The following is an 18283-nucleotide window of genomic DNA, read 5'->3' on the forward strand; positions in this document are numbered from 1 at the left end:
CCTAGTCGCGGGCCGCGGTCAGATGTTCCGCGTGTTCCTGGAGGGAACGCACGCCGACGCCGCCGTGGTTGAGCGCGTCGATGCCCTGGACGGCCGCGGCGAGCGCCTGGACCGTGGTGAGGCAGGGCACCGACCGGGCGACGGCCGCGGTGCGGATCTCGTAGCCGTCGAGCCGGCCGCCCGTTCCGTACGGGGTGTTGACGATGAGGTCGACCTGGCCGTCGTGGATCAGCTGGACGATGGTCTTCTCGCCGTTCGGGCCCTCGCCCTCGGACTGCTTGCGCACGACGGTCGCGTTGATGCCGTTCCTCTTGAGCACCTCCGCGGTGCCGGAGGTGGCCATCAGCTCGAAGCCGTGCGCGACGAGCTCGCGGGCCGGGAAGATCATCGAGCGCTTGTCGCGGTTGGCGACGGAGATGAACGCGCGGCCCTTGGTGGGCAGCGGGCCGTACGCTCCGGCCTGCGACTTGGCGTACGCCGTGCCGAAGGCCGCGTCGATGCCCATGACCTCGCCGGTGGAGCGCATCTCGGGGCCGAGGACGGTGTCCACGCCGCGGCCGTGGATGTCGCGGAAGCGCGACCACGGCATGACGGCCTCCTTGACGGAGATCGGCGCGTCGAGCGGCAGGGTGCCGCCGTCGCCGTGCTTCGGCAGCAGGCCCTCCTCACGCAGCTCGGCGACGGTCGCGCCCAGCGAGATGCGGGCGGCGGCCTTCGCGAGCGGGACCGCGGTGGCCTTCGAGGTGAAGGGGACCGTCCGCGAGGCACGCGGGTTCGCCTCGAGGACGTAGAGGATGTCGCCGGAGAGCGCGAACTGGATGTTGATCAGACCGCGTACGCCGACGCCCTTGGCGATGCCCTCGGTGGAGGCCCGCAGCCGCTTGATGTCGTAGCCGCCGAGGGTGATCGGGGGCAGCGCGCAGGCGGAGTCGCCGGAGTGGATGCCGGCCTCCTCGATGTGCTCCATGACACCGCCGAGGTAGAGCTCGGTCCCGTCGTAGAGCGCGTCGACGTCGATCTCGATGGCGTCGTCGAGGAAGCGGTCGACCAGGACCGGCCGGGTGGGGCTGATCTCGGTGGACTCGGCGATGTACGAGGCGAGGCGGGCCTCGTCGTACACGATCTCCATGCCGCGGCCGCCGAGCACGTACGACGGGCGTACGAGGACGGGGTAGCCGATCTCGTCGGCGATGGCCTTTGCCTCGGCGAAGGTGGTGGCGGTGCCGTGCTTCGGGGCCGGCAGTCCGGCCTCGGCGAGGACCCGGCCGAAGGCGCCGCGGTCCTCGGCGGCGTGGATGGCCTCCGGGGAGGTGCCCACGACCGGCACGCCGTTGTCCTTGAGCGCCTGCGCCAGACCGAGCGGGGTCTGCCCGCCGAGCTGGACGATGACTCCGGCGATCGGGCCGGCGAGTGTCTCGGCGTGCACGATCTCCAGGACGTCCTCGAGCGTGAGCGGCTCGAAGTACAGCCGGTCGGAGGTGTCGTAGTCCGTGGAGACGGTCTCCGGGTTGCAGTTGACCATCACGGTCTCGTAGCCGGCGTCGCTCAGCGCGAAGGAGGCGTGGACGCAGGAGTAGTCGAACTCGATGCCCTGGCCGATGCGGTTCGGACCGGATCCGAGGATGATCACCGCGGGCTTGGTGCGGGGCGCTACCTCGCTCTCCTCGTCGTAGGAGGAGTAGAAGTACGGCGTGTTCGCGGCGAACTCCGCGGCACAGGTGTCGACGGTCTTGTAGACCGGGCGGATGCCGAGGGCGTGCCGGACCTCGCGCACGACGTCCTCGCGCAGACCGCGGATCTCGCCGATCTGGGCGTCGGAGAAGCCGTGCCGCTTGGCCTCGGCGAGCAGCTCGGGGTCGAGGCGCTCCGCGGAGGCCAGCTCGTCGGCGATCTCCTTGATCAGGAAGAGCTGGTCGACGAACCAGGGGTCGATCCTCGTGGAGTCGAAGACCTCCTCCTGGGTGGCGCCGGCCCGGATCGCCTGCATGACGGTGTTGATGCGGCCGTCCGTGGGGCGGACCGCCTCGGCGAGGAGCTCGGCCTTGTCGCCCGGGTCGCCGGTGAAGGCGAACTGCGAGCCCTTCTTCTCCAGGGAGCGCAGGGCCTTCTGCAGGGCCTCGGTGAAGTTGCGGCCGATCGCCATGGCCTCGCCCACCGACTTCATGGTGGTGGTGAGGGTGGAGTCGGCGGACGGGAACTTCTCGAAGGCGAAGCGCGGGGCCTTGACGACGACGTAGTCGAGCGTCGGCTCGAAGGAGGCCGGCGTCTTCTCGGTGATGTCGTTGGGGATCTCGTCGAGGGTGTAGCCGACGGCCAGCTTGGCGGCGATCTTGGCGATCGGGAAGCCGGTGGCCTTGGAGGCGAGCGCCGAGGAGCGGGAGACGCGCGGGTTCATCTCGATGACGATGATCCGGCCGTCGGCGGGGTCGATGGCGAACTGGATGTTGCAGCCGCCGGTGTCGACGCCGACCTCGCGGATGATCGCGATGCCGATGTCGCGCAGCCGCTGGTACTCGCGGTCGGTGAGCGTCATCGACGGGGCGACGGTGATCGAGTCACCGGTGTGGACGCCCATCGGGTCGAAGTTCTCGATGGAGCAGACGACCACGACGTTGTCGTTCTTGTCGCGCATCAGCTCCAGTTCGTACTCCTTCCAGCCGAGGATGGACTCCTCCAGGAGCACCTCGGTGGTCGGCGAGAGCGTGAGGCCCTGTCCGGCGATGCGGCGCAGCTCCTCCTCGTCGTGGGCGAAGCCGGAGCCGGCGCCGCCCATGGTGAAGGAGGGGCGGACGACGACGGGGTAGCCGCCGAGGGTGTCGACACCGGCGATGACGTCGTCCATGGTGTGGCAGATGACGGAGCGGGCGGACTCGCCGTAACCGATCTTCGCCTTGACGGCCGCGACGACGCCCTTGAAGAGGTCGCGGTCCTCGCCCTTGTTGATCGCCTCGACGTTGGCGCCGATGAGCTCGACGCCGTACTTCTCCAGGACACCGTTCTCGTGCATGGAGATCGCCGTGTTGAGCGCGGTCTGGCCGCCCAGCGTGGGGAGGAGCGCGTCGGGGCGCTCCTTGGCGATGATCTTCTCGACGAACTCGGGCGTGATCGGCTCGACGTACGTGGCGTCGGCGATCTCCGGGTCGGTCATGATCGTCGCCGGGTTGGAGTTCACCAGGACGACGCGCAGGCCCTCGGCCTTGAGGACACGGCAGGCCTGGGTACCGGAGTAGTCGAATTCGGCGGCCTGGCCGATGACGATCGGACCGGAGCCGATGACCAGGACGGACTGGATATCGGAGCGCTTAGGCACGCTGGCCCTCCATCAGGGATACGAAGCGGTCGAAGAGGTACGCGGCATCGTGCGGGCCGGCGGCCGCTTCGGGGTGGTACTGGACGCTGAAGGCGGGTCGGTCGAGCAGCTGCAGCCCTTCGACGACCTGGTCGTTCAGGCAGACGTGGGACACCTCGGCGCGGCCGAACTCCGTGTCGGAGACCTTGTCGAGGGGTGCGTCGACGGCGAAGCCGTGGTTGTGCGCCGTGACCTCGACCTTGCCGGTGGTGCGGTCCTGCACGGGCTGGTTGATGCCGCGGTGGCCGTACTTCAGCTTGTAGGTGCCGAAGCCGAGGGCGCGGCCCAGGATCTGGTTGCCGAAGCAGATGCCGAAGAGGGGGGTCCCGCGCTCCAGGACGCCGCGCATGAGGGCGACCGGGTGATCGGCGGTGGACGGGTCGCCGGGGCCGTTGGAGAAGAAGACCCCGTCGGGCTCCACCGCGTACACCTCGTCGAGGGTGGCGGTGGCGGGCAGGACGTGTACCTCGATGCCGCGCTCGGCCAGGCGGCGGGGGGTCATGCCCTTGATGCCGAGGTCGATCGCGGCGACGGTGAACTTCCTGGTGCCGACCGCGGGGACGACGTACGCCTCCTTGGTGGCGACCTCGGCGGAGAGGTCGGCGCCGCTCATCTCGGGTGCCTGGCGCACCTTGGCGAGCAGTATGCCCTCGTCCTGGACGGCGTTGCCGGAGAAGATGCCGACGCGCATGGCGCCGCGCTCACGCAGGTGGCGGGTCAGGGCGCGGGTGTCGACGCCGCTGATCCCGACGATGCCCTGGCTGACGAGCTCCTCGTCCAGCGAGCGCCGGGAGCGCCAGTTGGAGGGGGTGCGGGCGGGGTCGCGCACGACGTAGCCGGCGACCCAGATCTGCTTCGACTCGGGGTCCTCGTCGTTCACCCCGGTGTTGCCGACGTGCGGGGCGGTCATGACGACGACCTGGCGGTGGTACGAGGGATCCGTCAGCGTCTCCTGGTAGCCGGTCATGCCGGTGGAGAACACCGCCTCGCCGAAGGTCTCCCCCACGGCCCCGTAGGCGCGGCCGCGGAAGGAGCGGCCGTCCTCCAGGACGAGTACGGCGGGAGCCCTGCCGGCTCCCCGGGTGGAGATCGTCATCGTGCGGTGCCTTCCGTAGTGCTGGTGAGGTGGTTGACGGTGTCGACCCAGGCCTGGTGCTCGGCCGCGTGGTCGGAGCGGAAACCGGAGTCGATCAGCTGGTCGCCGTGCGCCCAGGTGATGACCAGGAGGCCGCCCTCGGGGAGGACCTTGCCCGCGAGGGCCTTGTCGAGCCGGGCCTCGCGGAGTGCGGCGGCCGGCACGAAGAAGTCGGCCGCGCCGGGACGTACGACGTCGAGGCCCTGCCCGGTGAGGGTCAGCTCGACCCGGCTGCGGGTGCCGAGGCCGTGGGCGACGATCCGGTCGAGCCACTGCCCGGCGGTCGTCGACGCGTGGTAGCGGCCGGTCAGCGTCAGCAGCTCCTCGCCGTCCGCGAACCCTTCCGGGGTGGTCGCGAGCTCGGGCAGACCGGACTGGAGGCTGGCCCGCCACTTCCATCCCTGGCGCATCAGCCAGTAGACGAAGGCGACGAAGACGGCCAGTCCGAGGACCCAGCTGATGCGGGCGGACCAGTCCGTCACTTCGGCCGACCTCTGCTCGGCGGCCAGCTGGTACAGGGGGTTGAGTGTTGTCACGCGAGCTTCCCGTCGACGACCGTGGCACGGCCCCGCAGGAAGGTGTGCGTCACTCGGCCCGGCAGCTCACGACCCTCGTAGGGAGTGTTGCGGCTGCGGGAGGCGAAGCCCGCGGGGTCCACGGCTCCACGGTATGCCGGATCGACCAGGGTGAGGTTGGCGGGCTCACCCGCCGAGACGGGCCGGCCGTGTCCTTCGAGCCGGCCGATGGCCGCGGGCCGGAACGACATGCGGTCCGCGACACCCGCCCAGTCGATGAGTCCGGTGTCCACCATCGTCTGCTGGACCACGGAGAGCGCGGTCTCCAGGCCCACCATGCCCATGGCGGCGGCGGCCCACTCGCAGTCCTTGTCCTCGTGCGGGTGCGGGGCGTGGTCGGTGGCGACGCAGTCGATCGTGCCGTCCGCGAGTGCCTCGCGCAGGGCCATGACGTCGGCCTCGGTTCGCAGCGGCGGGTTGACCTTGTAGACGGGGTTGTAGGAACGCACGAGCTCGTCGGTGAGGAGCAGGTGGTGCGGGGTGACCTCGGCGGTGACGTTCCACCCCTTGGACTTGGCCCAGCGGACGATCTCGACGGAGCCGGCGGTCGACAGGTGGCAGATGTGCACCCGGGAGCCGACGTGGGCGGCGAGCAGGACGTCACGGGCGATGATCGACTCCTCGGCGACGGCGGGCCAGCCGCCGAGTCCGAGCTCGGCCGAGACGACGCCCTCGTTCATCTGGGCGCCCTCGGTGAGGCGGGGTTCTTGGGCGTGCTGGGCGACGACACCGTCGAAGGCCTTCACGTACTCCAGGGCGCGGCGCATGATCACGGCGTCGTCGACGCACTTGCCGTCGTCGGAGAAGACCTTCACTCCGGCGGCGGAGTCGTGCATGGCGCCGAGCTCGGCGAGCTGCTTGCCCTCCAGGCCGACGGTGACGGCGCCGACGGGCTGGACGTCGCAGTAGCCGGACTCCTTGCCGAGCCGCCAGACCTGCTCGACGACACCCGCGGTGTCGGCGACGGGGAAGGTGTTGGCCATGGCGTGCACGGCGGTGAAGCCACCGGAGGCGGCGGCCCTGGTGCCGGTGAGGACGGTCTCGGAGTCCTCGCGGCCGGGCTCGCGCAGATGGGTGTGCAGGTCGACGAGGCCGGGCAGCAGGATCTGGCCGGCGGCCTCGACGACGGTGGCGTCGCCGGCCTCGATGCCGGTGCCGACCTCCGCCACGGTCTCGCCGTCGATGAGGACGTCCTGCGGCTCGCCGCCGAGGATCTTCGCGCCGCGAATAAGGATCTTGCTCATGGTTACTTGTTCTCCTCGGTGCGTGCGGCGGAGGGCAGGGCGGTCTCGGAGCCGCCCAGCAGCAGGTACAGGACGGCCATGCGGGTGGAGACCCCGTTCGCGACCTGCTCGACGGCGGTGCACCGGTCGGAGTCGGCGACCTCGGCGGTGATCTCCATGCCGCGGACCATCGGTCCGGGGTGCATGACGATGGCGTGCTCGGGCATCCGCGCCATGCGCAGGCCGTCCAGGCCGTAGCGGCGGGAGTACTCGCGCTCGGTCGGGAAGTACGCGGCGTTCATGCGTTCGCGCTGCACACGGAGCATCATCACCGCGTCGGACTTCGGCAGCACCTCGTCGAGGCCGTAGCTGACGTCGCAGGGCCACTGCTCGACTCCGACCGGCACCAGGGTGGGCGGGGCCACGAGGGTGACGTGCGCGCCGAGCGTGGTCAGCAGGTGGACGTTGGAGCGGGCCACGCGGCTGTGCAGGATGTCGCCGACGATGGTGATCCGGCGGCCCTCGAGGTCCTTGCCGATCCCGGCGTCGGCCCCGACCAGCCTGCGGCGCATCGTGAACGCGTCCAGCAGCGCCTGGGTGGGGTGCTCGTGCGTGCCGTCACCGGCGTTGACGACGGCGCCGTCGATCCAGCCGGACGTGGCGAGGCGGTAGGGGGCGCCGGAGGCACCGTGCCGGATGACGACGGCGTCGGCGCCCATCGCCTCCAGGGTCATGGCGGTGTCCTTGAGGGACTCGCCCTTGGAGACGGACGAGCCCTTCGCGGAGAAGTTGATGACGTCGGCGGAGAGGCGCTTGGCGGCGGCCTCGAAGGAGATGCGGGTTCGCGTCGAGTCCTCGAAGAAGAGGTTGACGACGGTACGGCCGCGCAGGGTGGGCAGCTTCTTGATCGGCCGGTCCGCGACCCGGGCCATCTCCTCGGCGGTGTCGAGGATCAGGACGGCGTCGTCGCGGGTGAGGTCTGCGGCCGAGATGAGGTGGCGGGGGGTCCGGGGGTTCCCACCGGGAAGGCGCAGCATCTGGGAGTTCTCCGTGGATGGTGGAGGAATCAGGCATGGGGGCGTGCAGAAGCGGCCGTACGGCCGACGTGGCGTACGGGACGGGGAAGCAGCTACTGCTCGCCTGCCGGGACGGTCTGCTGGAGGCCGAGCAGCACGGCGTCGCGGCCGTCCTCCTCGGCGAGCTGCACCCTGACCGTCTCCCGCAGCGACGTGGGGAGGTTCTTGCCGACGTAGTCGGCACGGATCGGGAGTTCGCGGTGGCCGCGGTCGACGAGGACCGCGAGCTGCACGGCGCGGGGCCGGCCGATGTCGCCGAGCGCGTCGAGTGCGGCGCGGATCGTGCGGCCGGAGAAGAGCACGTCGTCGACCAGGACGACGAGCCGGCCCTCGATGCCCTCGCCGGGGATCTCGGTACGGGCCAGGGCGCGCGCGGGGCGCATCCTGAGGTCGTCGCGGTACATCGTGATGTCGAGCGATCCGACCGGCGTCTTTCGGCCGGTGATCTCTTCGAACTTTCCGGCGAGCCGACGGGCGAGGAACACCCCTCGCGTCGGGATGCCGAGCAGCACCACGTCGTCGGCACCCTTGGCGCGTTCGACGATCTCGTGGGCGATCCGGGTCAGAACCCGGGCGATGTCGGGAGCCTCGAGAACGGGGCGTGCCGCATTGCCGGTGTGGTCGTGCTGTGCGTCCATAAGAAACGGACCTCCTTCTCCGCCTCACTGGACGGACGTTAAAGGACGTCGGATTTGCGTCGTCCACGTTACCAGGGGTCGAACGGGCCCCGGTCGCACCCCCGGGAGGTGGGAGTACGGAACCTTTCAGCTTGACGCATCCAAGTAACGCTGCGTAACCTCACAGTGAGTTACCAGCCACGCGGCGGAGCCGCAGAATGTTCCAGCGTCCGGGGAGCCTTATGTCCAGCGAATACGCAAAACAGCTCGGGGCCAAGCTCCGCGCCATCCGCACCCAGCAGGGCCTTTCCCTCCACGGCGTGGAGGAGAAGTCCCAGGGCCGCTGGAAGGCCGTCGTGGTCGGTTCGTACGAGCGCGGCGACCGTGCCGTGACCGTGCAGCGCCTTGCCGAGCTGGCGGATTTCTATGGCGTCCCCGTGCAGGAGCTCCTGCCCGGCACGACGCCCGGCGGGGCTGCCGAGCCGCCGCCGAAGCTCGTCCTGGACCTGGAGCGCCTCGCCCACGTCCCGCCGGAGAAGGCCGGACCGCTGCAGCGTTACGCGGCGACGATCCAGAGCCAGCGCGGCGACTACAACGGCAAGGTGCTGTCGATCCGGCAGGACGACCTGCGCACCCTGGCCGTGATCTACGACCAGTCGCCGTCCGTGCTGACGGAACAGCTGATCAGCTGGGGCGTGCTGGACGCCGACGCGCGTCGCGCGGTGGCCCACGACGAGGGCTGACCGCCCCCGAAGAAACGTACCGCCGGGTAGGCGGGGCCTTGAGCCCCGCCGGCCCGGCGTTTTCGTTGCCCGGGGTTCCCCGCGCCCACTGCCCCGCCCGGTGGCCTGGTTGGCGCCGCCCCGTCACCCGCTCGGCGGCAGCGCGCCCGAGCGGGCCGGCCGGGAACACGCGGCTGCGCCGAAGGGCCCACGGTCGCGTCGACCGTGGGCCCTTCGTTCGGCTGAAAGCCGCCGGATCACTGCTCCCGGCGGAGGTTCGGCTTGAGGTCCTTGAACCGGGCCAGCAGGCCGTTCACGAAGGACGGGGAGTCGTCCGTGGAGAACTCCTTGGCGAGCTGGACCGCCTCGTCGATCACCACGGCGTCCGGGGTCGAGTCCATCCAGATCAGCTCGTACGCGCCGAGCCGCAGGATGCTCCGGTCGACGACCGGCATCCGGTCGATCTCCCAGTCCACCGCGTAGGTGACGATGAGGTCGTCGATGCGGTCCGCGTACTGCGCGTACCCCTCGACGAGCTCCATCGTGAATTCGCCGACCGGCGGCTGACGGTCGTCGGTCCGCGAGAGCCGGACCCAGTCCGCGAGGACCGTCTGCACGGACTCACCGCGCTGGTCGGCCTCGAAAAGGATCTGGAAGGCGCGCTTGCGGGCCTTGTTCCGGGCAGCCACGGTTAGCTGTTCACCCGGCCGAGGTAGTCGCCCGTACGGGTGTCGACCTTGATCTTCTCGCCGGTGGTGATGAAGAGCGGCACGCCGATCTCGTAACCGGTCTCCAGCGTGGCGGGCTTGCTGCCGCCGGTGGAGCGGTCACCCTGGACACCGGGGTCGGTGTGCTGGATGGTCAGCTCGACGGCTGCGGGCAGCTCGACGTAGAGCACCTCGCCCTCGTGCTGCGCCACGGAGGCGGTGAAGCCCTCGATCAGGAAGTTGGCCGCGTCGCCGACGGCCTTGCGGTCGACCATGAGCTGGTCGTACGTGTTCATGTCCATGAAGACGAAGTACTCGCCGTCCATGTACGAGAACTGCATGTCCCGGCGGTCGATGGTGGCCGTTTCGACCTTCACACCGGCGTTGAACGTCTTGTCGACGACCTTGCCGGAGAGCACGTTCTTGAGCTTGGTGCGCACGAAGGCGGGGCCCTTGCCGGGCTTGACGTGCTGGAACTCGACGACGGACCAGAGCTGGCCTCCGTCGAGCTTGAGAACCAGGCCGTTCTTGAGGTCGTTCGTGGAAGCCACGGTTGCGGAATCTCCTGGACTGAAGCTGGTGGACGACCGAGGATGCGCGCTAGAGCGCGAGCAGCTCCTTGGTCGTAATGGTGAGTAGCTCGGGTCCGCCGTCCGCCTCGGGGCGCACGACGAGCGTGTCATCGATCCGGACACCGCCCCGGCCCGGGAGGTGGACCCCCGGTTCGACGGTGACCGGCACACAAGCGTCCAGTTTACCCATGGCTGTCGGTGCCAACTGCGGGTCCTCGTCGATTTCGAGCCCGACCCCGTGCCCGGTGCAGGCCTGAAGGCCTTCCGCGTGGCCCGCGGAGTCCAGCAGATGACGGGCCGCGCGGTCCACGTCCCGGTAGGCGGCTCCGGGCACGAGGGCCTCCCTACCGGCCCGCTGAGCGGCGAAAACGAGGTCGTAGAGCTCGATCTGCCACTCCGCGGGAGCGGTCCCGATGACGAAGGTCCGCCCGATCTCGCACCGGTACCCGCGATAGTTCGCGCCGAGGCAGACCGAGAGGAAATCACCTTCCTCGACCCTCCGGTCCGAGGGCCGGTGACGCCCCTGCCCCGAATGGGGCCCCGTCCCCACGGAGGTGGGGAAGGCCGGGCCGTCCGCGCCGTGGTCGACCAGGCGGCGCTCCAGCTCCAGCGCGAGGTGGCGTTCGGTGCGGCCCACCAGGATCGATTCAAGGAGCTCGCCGAGGGCCTGGTCGGTGATCTCGGCGGCGATCCGCAGGCAGGCGATCTCCTCCTCGTCCTTGACGAGGCGCAACTGCTCCACCGTGAAGCCGAGGTCGGCCAGGCGCAGGTGCGGGGCGACGGAGGCCATGGCGCGGTGGCGGGCGACGGTCAGATCGTGTTCCTCTACGGCGAGGGAGTCCGCGTCCAGCGAGCGGACCAGGCCCGCGGCGGCGACGACCGGGTCGCCGTCGGGTGCGGGCAGCACCGTCAGCCGCAGCTGTTCGTCGGGGCGCCCCCGCGCGGGGTCACCGGCCGGGGGGCGGGGGCAGAGCAGGACGTCCTCGCCGGGACCGAGCAGCAGCACGGCACCGGGCGGGGCCGCGCCCGCGAGATAGCGGACGTTGGCGGGGCGGGTGACCAGGGCGGCCGCGGATCCGGCGGCGGAGTACCGGTCTCGCAGCAGCCCGCGTCGGACGGCGTACACCTCTGACATGTTCCGAGCCTACGAGCGCCCGCGGCGGCCCGCCCGGTCAGCGCAGCCGACCGGGGGTCTCGCACCGTGGGCGCTACCAGGCCGGAGGGCTGGCTATGGAGCGGGCCAGCACGTCGTCCAGGACCCGGGCGGTGGTCTCGACGTCGTACGTGGAGTTGTCGATGATCGGCAGGCCGGAGCCGTACCAGCCGGCCATCCGCCCGTGGATCCGGGCGACTTCCTCGTCGGAGAGCCGGCGGTTGCCGCTGCGGGCCGCGTTGCGCTCCAGGACGACCTCCAGGCCGGGCAGGAGGACGACGGGCAGCAGTCCCGGGCCGACATGGCGCTTCCAGCCGCCGAGCCCGATGACGGGCCGGTCCGGGAAGACCGCGTCGTCGAGGATGCAGGAGATGCCGTTGGCCAGGAAATTGCGGGCGGCGAATCCGCAGGTGCGGCGGGCCAGGCGGTACTGGGCCTCGGAGTGGTCGTTCCATCCGGCCTGCGGGTCGGCGAAGCCGGAGCAGACCCACTCGCGGACGTCGTCGAGGGAGACGTGCGCGGTGGGGACCCGGCGGCGGCCGGCCCAGAGCTTGGCGACCGTGGTCTTGCCGGCCCCGGCGGGCCCGATCAGGAGCACGGCGAGGGTCGTGGTGCCGGTGCCGGGTTCGGCCGGCGGCGCGGGCAGCGGGACGGGACCGCCCGGCGGGAGCCGGACGTGTCCGGTGGTCTCCCGTGAGGGTGGCACGGGGGCGTGCTGGGGCGCGGGGCCGGTCCAGCCCTGCCCCTGGGGCGCGGGAGGTATCGGCGGCGGCGGTCCCGGCGGGCCGGGATGGCCTGGGGGCTGGGCCTGGTGCGCCCACGGTCCGTTTCCGGGACCCTGGGGCGGCGGCAGCGGGGCCCCCACTGCGTGCTGCATCCGGTGCCACTCCGTCTCGTACAGGCAACTGACGCTGGTCGACGGCAACCGTACCCTCCCCGGCCGCCCTGCGGTGAACGCCCGGGGAAGGTGCGAAGTGCCGGCTGTCGGCCCGTCAGCTCTCCAGCTCGTCGGCCAGGGCCCGCAGTGCGAGACGGTAGGAGCCGATGCCGAATCCGGCCACGGTGCCGGTGGCCACCGGGGCGACCACGGAGGTGTGGCGGAATTCCTCCCGCGCGTACGGATTCGAGATGTGCACCTCGATCAGCGGCGCGGTGCGCTGGGCCGCCGCGTCACGCATGCCGTACGAGTAGTGCGTGAAGGCGCCCGGGTTGAGAACGACCGGAATCGATCCGTCGGCGGCCTCGTGGAGCCAGCGGATCAGTTCGCCCTCGTCGTTGGTCTCGCGGACGTCGACGTCGAAGCCGAGCTCCTTGCCGAGGGTCCGGCAGGTGTCGACGAGTCCGGCGTAGGACGTCGCCCCGTACACGTCGGGCTCGCGGGAGCCGAGCCGGCCGAGGTTCGGGCCGTTGAGGACGAGGACCCTGCGGGTCGTCATGCGGAGACCTCCCCGTAGGCGGCGAGGAGTACGGCCGGGTCGGGTCCCTCCAGCACGGTGGGCTTGCCGATGCCGTCCAGGACGATGAAGCGCAGCAGGTCGCCGCGTGACTTCTTGTCGACCTTCATGTTCTCCAGGAGCTTGGGCCACTGGTCGCCGCGGTAGGTGAGCGGCAGTCCGACGGACTCCAGGACGGCGCGGTGCCGGTCCGCCGTGGCGTCGTCCAGGCGTCCGGCGAGCCGGCCCAGCTCGGCGGCGAAGACCATGCCGATCGAGACGGCGGCTCCGTGGCGCCACTTGTAGCGCTCGTTCTTCTCGATGGCGTGCGCGAGGGTGTGGCCGTAGTTGAGGATCTCCCGGAGGCCGGACTCCTTCAGGTCGCTGGAGACGACCTCGGCCTTGACCCGGATGGAGCGCTCGATCAGCTCCGCGGTGTGCGGCCCCGCGGGCGTACGGGCGCCCTGCGGGTCGGCCTCGACGAGGTCGAGGATGACCGGGTCGGAGATGAACCCGGCCTTGATGATCTCGGCCATGCCCGACACGTAGTCGTTGACCGGCAGCGAGTCGAGCGCGGCCAGGTCGCAGAGCACTCCGGCGGGCGGGTGGAAGGCACCGACGAGGTTCTTGCCCTCGGCGGTGTTGATGCCGGTCTTGCCGCCGACGGCCGCGTCGACCATGGCGAGGACGGTCGTCGGGACGGCGATCCAGCGCACCCCGCGCAGCCAGGACGCGGCGACGAAGCCGGCCACGTCGGTGGTGGCACCGCCGCCGACGCCGACGATGACGTCGGTGCGGGTGAAGCCGGTCTGGCCGAGCGCCTTCCAGCAGTAGGCGGCGACCTCGACGGTCTTGGCCTCCTCCGCGTTCGGCAGCTGGATCGCGATGGCCTCGTAGCCCTGGGCGGCGAGGTCCTCGCGGACCGCTTCACCGGTCTCGGCGAGCGCCTCGGGGTGCAGGACGGCGACCCGCTTGGCGCGGTCGCCGATGAGCTGCGGCAGCTCGCCGAGGAGCCGGCGGCCGACGAGTACCTCGTACGGGTCGGTGCCTGCCGTACCGGCGATCCGGATGCGGGTGGTGCCCTGCTCGGTCATGGGTGTGTTCTCCCGGCCGGACGGCACGGTCTGGCCCGTGTGCTCCGGCAGTTCCAGTGCGTCGAGGATCGCCCGGGCGACCTCTTCGGGGGTGCGGTCGTCGGTGGCGACGGTCGTGCGGGCCACTTCTTCGTACAGGTGGCGCCTGGCGTCCATCAGCTCGCGCCACTGACGCCGTGGGTTGACGGCGAGCAGCGGGCGGGCGGTGTTCAGCCCGACGCGCCTGACGGCCTCGTCGACGTCCATCGAGAGGTAGACGACCGGCAGGCCGGCGAGCAGGGTGCGGGTCCCCTCGTCGAGCACGGCACCGCCGCCGAGCGAGAGGACGCCCGTGTGCCGGGCGAGGGAGTCCTGCACGGCCTGCCGCTCCAGGTCCCGGAAGCGCTCCTCGCCCTCGTCGAAGAAGATCTCGGAGATCGCCTTGCCCGCGGTGGCCACGACGTCCGCGTCGGTGTCCCGGTAGGTGGTGCCGAGCCGCTCGGCGAGCAGCTCACCCACCGTGGACTTGCCGACCCCCATGGGGCCGACGAGGACGATCAGCGGGCCGCTCACCGGATCTGCAGGTGGGCGAGGTACGACTGCACGTTGCGGTGGGTCTCGGCGACGCTGTCCCCGCCGAACTTCTCCGCGACCGCGTCGGCGAGCACCAGGGCGACCATCGCCTCGGCGACGATCCCGGCGGCCGGGACGGCGCAGACGTCGGAACGCTGGTGGTGGGCCTTGGCGGCCTCGCCGGTGACGACGTCGATCGTGGCGAGGGCGCGGGGCACGGTGGCGATGGGCTTCATCGCGGCGCGGACGCGCAGCAGCTCACCGGTGGTCAGCCCGCCCTCGGTGCCGCCGGAACGGCCTGAGGTGCGCCGGATGCCGTCCGCGGTGGCCACGATCTCGTCGTGCGCCTCGGAGCCGGGCACCCTGGCGAGGTCGAACCCGTCGCCGACCTCGACGCCCTTGATGGCCTGGATGCCCATCAGCGCGGCGGCGAGCCGGGCGTCGAGCCTGCGGTCCCAGTGCACGTGCGAACCGAGACCGACGGGCACGCCGTACGCGAGCACCTCGACGACGCCGCCCAGGGTGTCGCCGTCCTTGTGGGCCTGGTCGATCTCCGCGACCATCGCCTGCGACGCGTCGGCGTCCAGGCAGCGCACCGGGTCGGCGTCGAGCCGCTCGACGTCGGAGGGCTTGGGGTGGACGCCGTAGGGCGCCTTGGCCGCGGCCAGCTCGACGACGTGGGAGACGATCTCGATGCCCGCCGTCTCCTTGAGATAGGAGCGGGCGACGGCACCGAGGGCGACACGGGCCGCGGTCTCCCGGGCGCTGGCGCGCTCCAGGACCGGACGGGCCTCGTCGAAGCCGTACTTCTGCATCCCGGCGAGGTCGGCATGACCGGGCCGGGGACGGGTCAGGGGGGCGTTACGGGCCTGGGCGGCCAGGACGTCGGGGTCGACCGGGTCGGCCGACATGACCTGTTCCCACTTGGGCCATTCGGTGTTGCCCACCATGACGGCGACGGGTGAGCCCATGGTGAGCCCGTGCCGGACGCCGCCGAGGAAGGTGACCTCGTCCCTCTCGAACTTCATCCGCGCGCCGCGCCCGTAACCGAGCCGTCGCCGGGCGAGCGCGTCCGCCACCATCTCCGTGGTGACCGGGATGCCGGCGGGAAGACCCTCCAGCGTCGCCACCAGTGCGGGGCCGTGGGACTCCCCCGCGGTCAGCCAGCGCAACCTGCTCAACGGTGCTCCTCATGCTCGCGCCTGAAAATCCAACGGCGCGACCGGGTGCGCGGCCCTGGCCCGCCGCCCCCGATCCTCCCACGCCCGGGACGCCGATCCGCCGCAGGTCCAGCAGCCGGACGCCGGGCCACGTTCCGCGGGCCCGTCCGCCCCGGCGAGGAGGAGGCACGGCGGACACGTCGGCCGCCAGTTCGCACGCAGGTTCCGGGCGGCGGACAGCGGGACTAGTGCCCGGGTCCCGCCAGGGCCTGCTCGCCCGCCGCCCGCATGACCGCGAGCGGTGCCGCGGCGCACCCCGTCATCTGTTCGACCTGCAGAACGGCTTGGTGCACCAGGAGATCGAGCCCGCCCACCAGTGCGGCACCGGTGGCCGACCAGCGGGAGGCGAGGGCGGTGGGCCACGGCTCGTACAGCACGTCGAACAGCGTGCCGGGCCGGTCGGGTACGGCATCCGCCAGAGCGTCCGTCGCCCCGGCCGGGGTCGTGGCGACGACCAGCGGTGCGTGCAGGGCCTGCGCCCCGTCCGCCCAGTCGGCGATCCGGACGTCGACGCCGAGGCGTTCGCCCCACGCGCGCATCTCCGCGGCCCGTACGGGACTGCGGACGTAGGCGGTCACCGGCCCGGTACAGATCTCCGCCAGGGCGGCCAGGGCGGAGGAGGCGGTGGCGCCGGCGCCGAGGATCGCGGCGGACTCCACCTTCTCGACTCCGCGCTCGTGCAGGGCCGCGACCATTCCGGGGATGTCGGTGTTGTCGCCGAGGAGGCGGCCGTCCTCCGAGAGGACGACGGTGTTGACGGCCTCGACCGAGGCCGCCGTCCCGCTCACCTCGTCCAGGAGCCCAATGACCGCCCGCTTGAGCGGCATGGTCAGAGAGAGCCCGGCCCAGGACGCGTCCAGACCCCCGATGAAGCCGGGGAGCGCCGCCTCGTCCACCTCGAAGCGGTCGTACGACCAGTGATCGAGGCCGAGCTCCGCGTAGGCGGCCCGGTGGAGGACCGGGGAGAGGGAGTGGGCGATGGGCGAGCCGAGGACGGCTGCCCGGCGAGCCTCAGTCGAGGGCATCGAACTTTTCCTTGAGCTTCAGGAACTCGTCGTAGTCCTTGGCGAACTCGGTCTTGTGCTGCCCGTCCGTCGCCACGAAGTAGAGCCAGCCGTCCGCGGTGGGGTTCAGCGCGGCGGCCAGCGCGTCGGCGCCCGGGTTGCTGATGGGACCCGGTGTCAGGCCCGGCTGCGTGTAGGTGTTGTACGGGTCCTTGTTCTTATGAATTTCAGAAACGCCGATATTGATCTCGCTCTGATTCTTAAGATAATTGAACGACGAGTCGAATTGGAGCAACTGATTCGTCTGGGTGTTGGTGGGCTTGAGACGGTTGTAGACGACTTCTGTCATTTTCCGGAAGTCGTCGTGCGTCTTACCCTCGACCTGCACGAGGCTCGCGACGGTGATCACCTGCCAAGGGCCGTCCAGATCGTACTTCTTGGCAGCCTTCTCGAGATCGAGCTTCTCGTACTCGGAATTGGCCCGCGCGACCATTTTCTTGAGGACCACCTCCGGCTTCGTGCCCTTGGAGACCGGGTACGCGGCCGGGTAGAGGAATCCCTCCATCGGGTCCTTGATGAGAGGGTCCTCGTCCGCCCAGTCGGGGAGACCGAGACTGCCCGACTTGGTTTTGGCGACGTCCGCGGTCGTGCCGACCTTGAGGCCCAGCTTCTTGTCGATCATCTCGTAGATGGCGATGTTCCGCATACCCTCGGGAATGACCAGGGCGTTCTGGCTCTTCGGGTCGAGCATCATCGTCAAGGCACTGTCCGCGGACATCTCCTTCTTCAGGAGGTACACACCGGCCTGGAGGGACTTCCCCTTGGGATTCCCGTTCTGGGCCGAGACGAAGGCGTCGGCCGACTTCACGACGCCGGCCTTCTTCAGGATGCTCGCGATCTCGTTCCCGAGTGCACCCGTCGGGATCTCCACCTCGACCGAGCCGCTGCCCCCGCCCGCGTAGTCGGGCGCCGCACCGAACTGGCTCTGGTAGTAGGAGTAGCCGAGGTAGGTGACCCCGCCGAGGCCACCGACGAGGACCGCCGCGACGCCCAGGCAGGCGCAGCCGTTGCGGCTCTTCTTCTTCCCCTTGCCGCGGCGCTCGCCGCCGCCCTGGCGGGATTCGCGCGGGTCGTCGTCGTACTCGTCCTCCAGGGAGTCCCTGTCGTCACGGGAGTCCCTGTCGTCACGGGGGTCCCGGCGCGCGGCCGGCTCGTCCGCACCGGTGAAGAAAGGATGCGTCTCCTCCTGCGGCACGTCCGGATCCCAGTCCGGGTTCTGCTGCTGCGGCTCCGGAGCCTGCTCACGGCGGCCCGGGGGCTGCGGCGGCGGGTAGGCCTCCGGCGTGCCGTAGTGGTCCGCCTGCTCGCCGTAGCCCCCCGGGGCGCTGCCGTACGGAGGCTGGTGCTGGGGCTCGTACGGCATAGCGGCCTGCTGACCGGTGTCCCAGCCGCCGTTGTACTGGGGCTGCTGCTGGGCGTAAGGATCCTGCGGGGCGCCGTAGTGGGGCTGTTGGGGCTGCTGCCCGTACGGGTCCTGCTGCTGTTGCTGGTGCTGCCCGTACGGGTCCTGCTGATGCTGTTGCTGCTGCGCGTACGGGTCCTGCTGCTGCGCGTACGGATCCTGCTGGTGCTGCTGCGCGTACGGGTCCTGCTGCTGGGTATAGGGGTCCTGGGGGTAGGCCTGCTGAGGCTGCTGCTGGGCGTACGGGTCCGGCGCATAGGGCTGCTGCTGGCCTTCGTACGGGCCCTGGCCGTGGGCGGCCTGCCGGCCTTCCCATCCCTGGTCCCCGTACAAGGGGTCCTCGGGATGCCACGGTTCGGAGCCGGGGCCCCGGCCATACTCAGTCATCG

The 18283-nt window shown here is 70.8% G+C and carries 16 protein-coding genes; 1 reads left to right on the top strand and 15 read right to left on the bottom strand.

Annotated features, from left to right (window positions below):
* Nucleotide 1 precedes the first annotated feature (1 nt).
* The 6 genes from carB to pyrR all read right to left on the bottom strand — a co-directional run bounded on the left by carB (nucleotide 2) and on the right by pyrR (nucleotide 7996).
* Nucleotides 2-3310, bottom strand: coding sequence for a carbamoyl-phosphate synthase large subunit (carB, locus tag OG927_RS04985; protein WP_056787046.1), 3309 nt, complete (start codon nucleotides 3308-3310; stop codon nucleotides 2-4).
* On the bottom strand, nucleotides 3303-4445 hold the full coding sequence (carA, locus tag OG927_RS04990; RefSeq protein ID WP_056787043.1) for a glutamine-hydrolyzing carbamoyl-phosphate synthase small subunit: 1143 nt from the start codon (nucleotides 4443-4445) through the stop codon (nucleotides 3303-3305). The genes carB and carA overlap by 8 nt, the downstream gene beginning before the upstream one ends.
* Nucleotides 4442-5020, bottom strand: coding sequence for a PH-like domain-containing protein (locus OG927_RS04995; RefSeq protein WP_056787039.1), 579 nt, complete (start codon nucleotides 5018-5020; stop codon nucleotides 4442-4444). The genes carA and OG927_RS04995 overlap by 4 nt, the downstream gene beginning before the upstream one ends.
* Nucleotides 5017-6303 carry a dihydroorotase gene (locus OG927_RS05000; RefSeq protein WP_056787035.1) on the bottom strand — a complete coding sequence of 429 codons (1287 nt, stop codon included), beginning with the start codon at nucleotides 6301-6303 and terminating at the stop codon, nucleotides 5017-5019. The genes OG927_RS04995 and OG927_RS05000 overlap by 4 nt, the downstream gene beginning before the upstream one ends.
* A gap of 2 nt (nucleotides 6304-6305) precedes the next feature.
* Nucleotides 6306-7319 (bottom strand): aspartate carbamoyltransferase catalytic subunit, encoded by a 1014-nt coding sequence (locus OG927_RS05005; protein ID WP_056787031.1) that lies wholly within the window; start codon nucleotides 7317-7319, stop codon nucleotides 6306-6308.
* Nucleotides 7320-7411: 92 nt separating this feature from the next.
* Nucleotides 7412-7996, bottom strand: a complete 585-nt coding sequence (gene pyrR, locus OG927_RS05010; RefSeq protein WP_330319771.1) for a bifunctional pyr operon transcriptional regulator/uracil phosphoribosyltransferase PyrR — start codon at nucleotides 7994-7996, stop codon at nucleotides 7412-7414.
* A gap of 221 nt (nucleotides 7997-8217) precedes the next feature.
* Here pyrR and bldD point away from each other — a divergent pair, with 221 nt between their 5' ends.
* On the top strand, nucleotides 8218-8718 hold the full coding sequence (gene bldD, locus OG927_RS05015; RefSeq protein WP_014157378.1) for a transcriptional regulator BldD: 501 nt from the start codon (nucleotides 8218-8220) through the stop codon (nucleotides 8716-8718).
* A 236-nt stretch (nucleotides 8719-8954) separates the two neighbouring features.
* Here the strand turns inward: bldD and nusB are convergent, their stop codons facing one another.
* The 9 genes from nusB to mltG form a co-directional block, all read right to left on the bottom strand.
* Nucleotides 8955-9386 (bottom strand): transcription antitermination factor NusB, encoded by a 432-nt coding sequence (gene nusB / locus OG927_RS05020; RefSeq protein ID WP_056787023.1) that lies wholly within the window; start codon nucleotides 9384-9386, stop codon nucleotides 8955-8957.
* 2 nt (nucleotides 9387-9388) lie between these two features.
* Nucleotides 9389-9955, bottom strand: a complete 567-nt coding sequence (gene efp / locus OG927_RS05025) for an elongation factor P (RefSeq protein WP_031097761.1) — start codon at nucleotides 9953-9955, stop codon at nucleotides 9389-9391.
* Between the two features lie 49 nt (nucleotides 9956-10004).
* Nucleotides 10005-11111, bottom strand: coding sequence for an aminopeptidase P family protein (locus OG927_RS05030; protein ID WP_209470895.1), 1107 nt, complete (start codon nucleotides 11109-11111; stop codon nucleotides 10005-10007).
* 73 nt (nucleotides 11112-11184) lie between these two features.
* A complete protein-coding gene (locus OG927_RS05035) occupies nucleotides 11185-12006 on the bottom strand; it encodes a Pro-rich N-terminal domain-containing protein (protein ID WP_056787016.1) in 822 nt (273 codons plus the stop codon).
* Between the two features lie 115 nt (nucleotides 12007-12121).
* Entirely contained in the window at nucleotides 12122-12565 is a 444-nt protein-coding gene (gene aroQ, locus OG927_RS05040; RefSeq protein WP_056787011.1) for a type II 3-dehydroquinate dehydratase, read from the bottom strand.
* On the bottom strand, nucleotides 12562-14208 hold the full coding sequence (aroB, locus tag OG927_RS05045) for a 3-dehydroquinate synthase (RefSeq protein ID WP_079099351.1): 1647 nt from the start codon (nucleotides 14206-14208) through the stop codon (nucleotides 12562-12564). The genes aroQ and aroB overlap by 4 nt, the downstream gene beginning before the upstream one ends.
* A complete protein-coding gene (aroC, locus tag OG927_RS05050; protein WP_056787007.1) occupies nucleotides 14205-15389 on the bottom strand; it encodes a chorismate synthase in 1185 nt (394 codons plus the stop codon). Before aroC ends, aroB begins: the two co-directional genes overlap by 4 nt.
* A gap of 224 nt (nucleotides 15390-15613) precedes the next feature.
* On the bottom strand, nucleotides 15614-16453 hold the full coding sequence (locus OG927_RS05055) for a shikimate dehydrogenase (protein ID WP_330319772.1): 840 nt from the start codon (nucleotides 16451-16453) through the stop codon (nucleotides 15614-15616).
* Nucleotides 16440-18281 (bottom strand): endolytic transglycosylase MltG, encoded by a 1842-nt coding sequence (gene mltG, locus OG927_RS05060; protein ID WP_330319773.1) that lies wholly within the window; start codon nucleotides 18279-18281, stop codon nucleotides 16440-16442. Before mltG ends, OG927_RS05055 begins: the two co-directional genes overlap by 14 nt.
* Nucleotides 18282-18283: the final 2 nt, after the last annotated feature.

The sequence above is a fragment of the Streptomyces clavifer genome, assembly GCF_036345975.1.
GTDB classification, from domain to species: Bacteria; Actinomycetota; Actinomycetes; order Streptomycetales; family Streptomycetaceae; genus Streptomyces; species Streptomyces clavifer.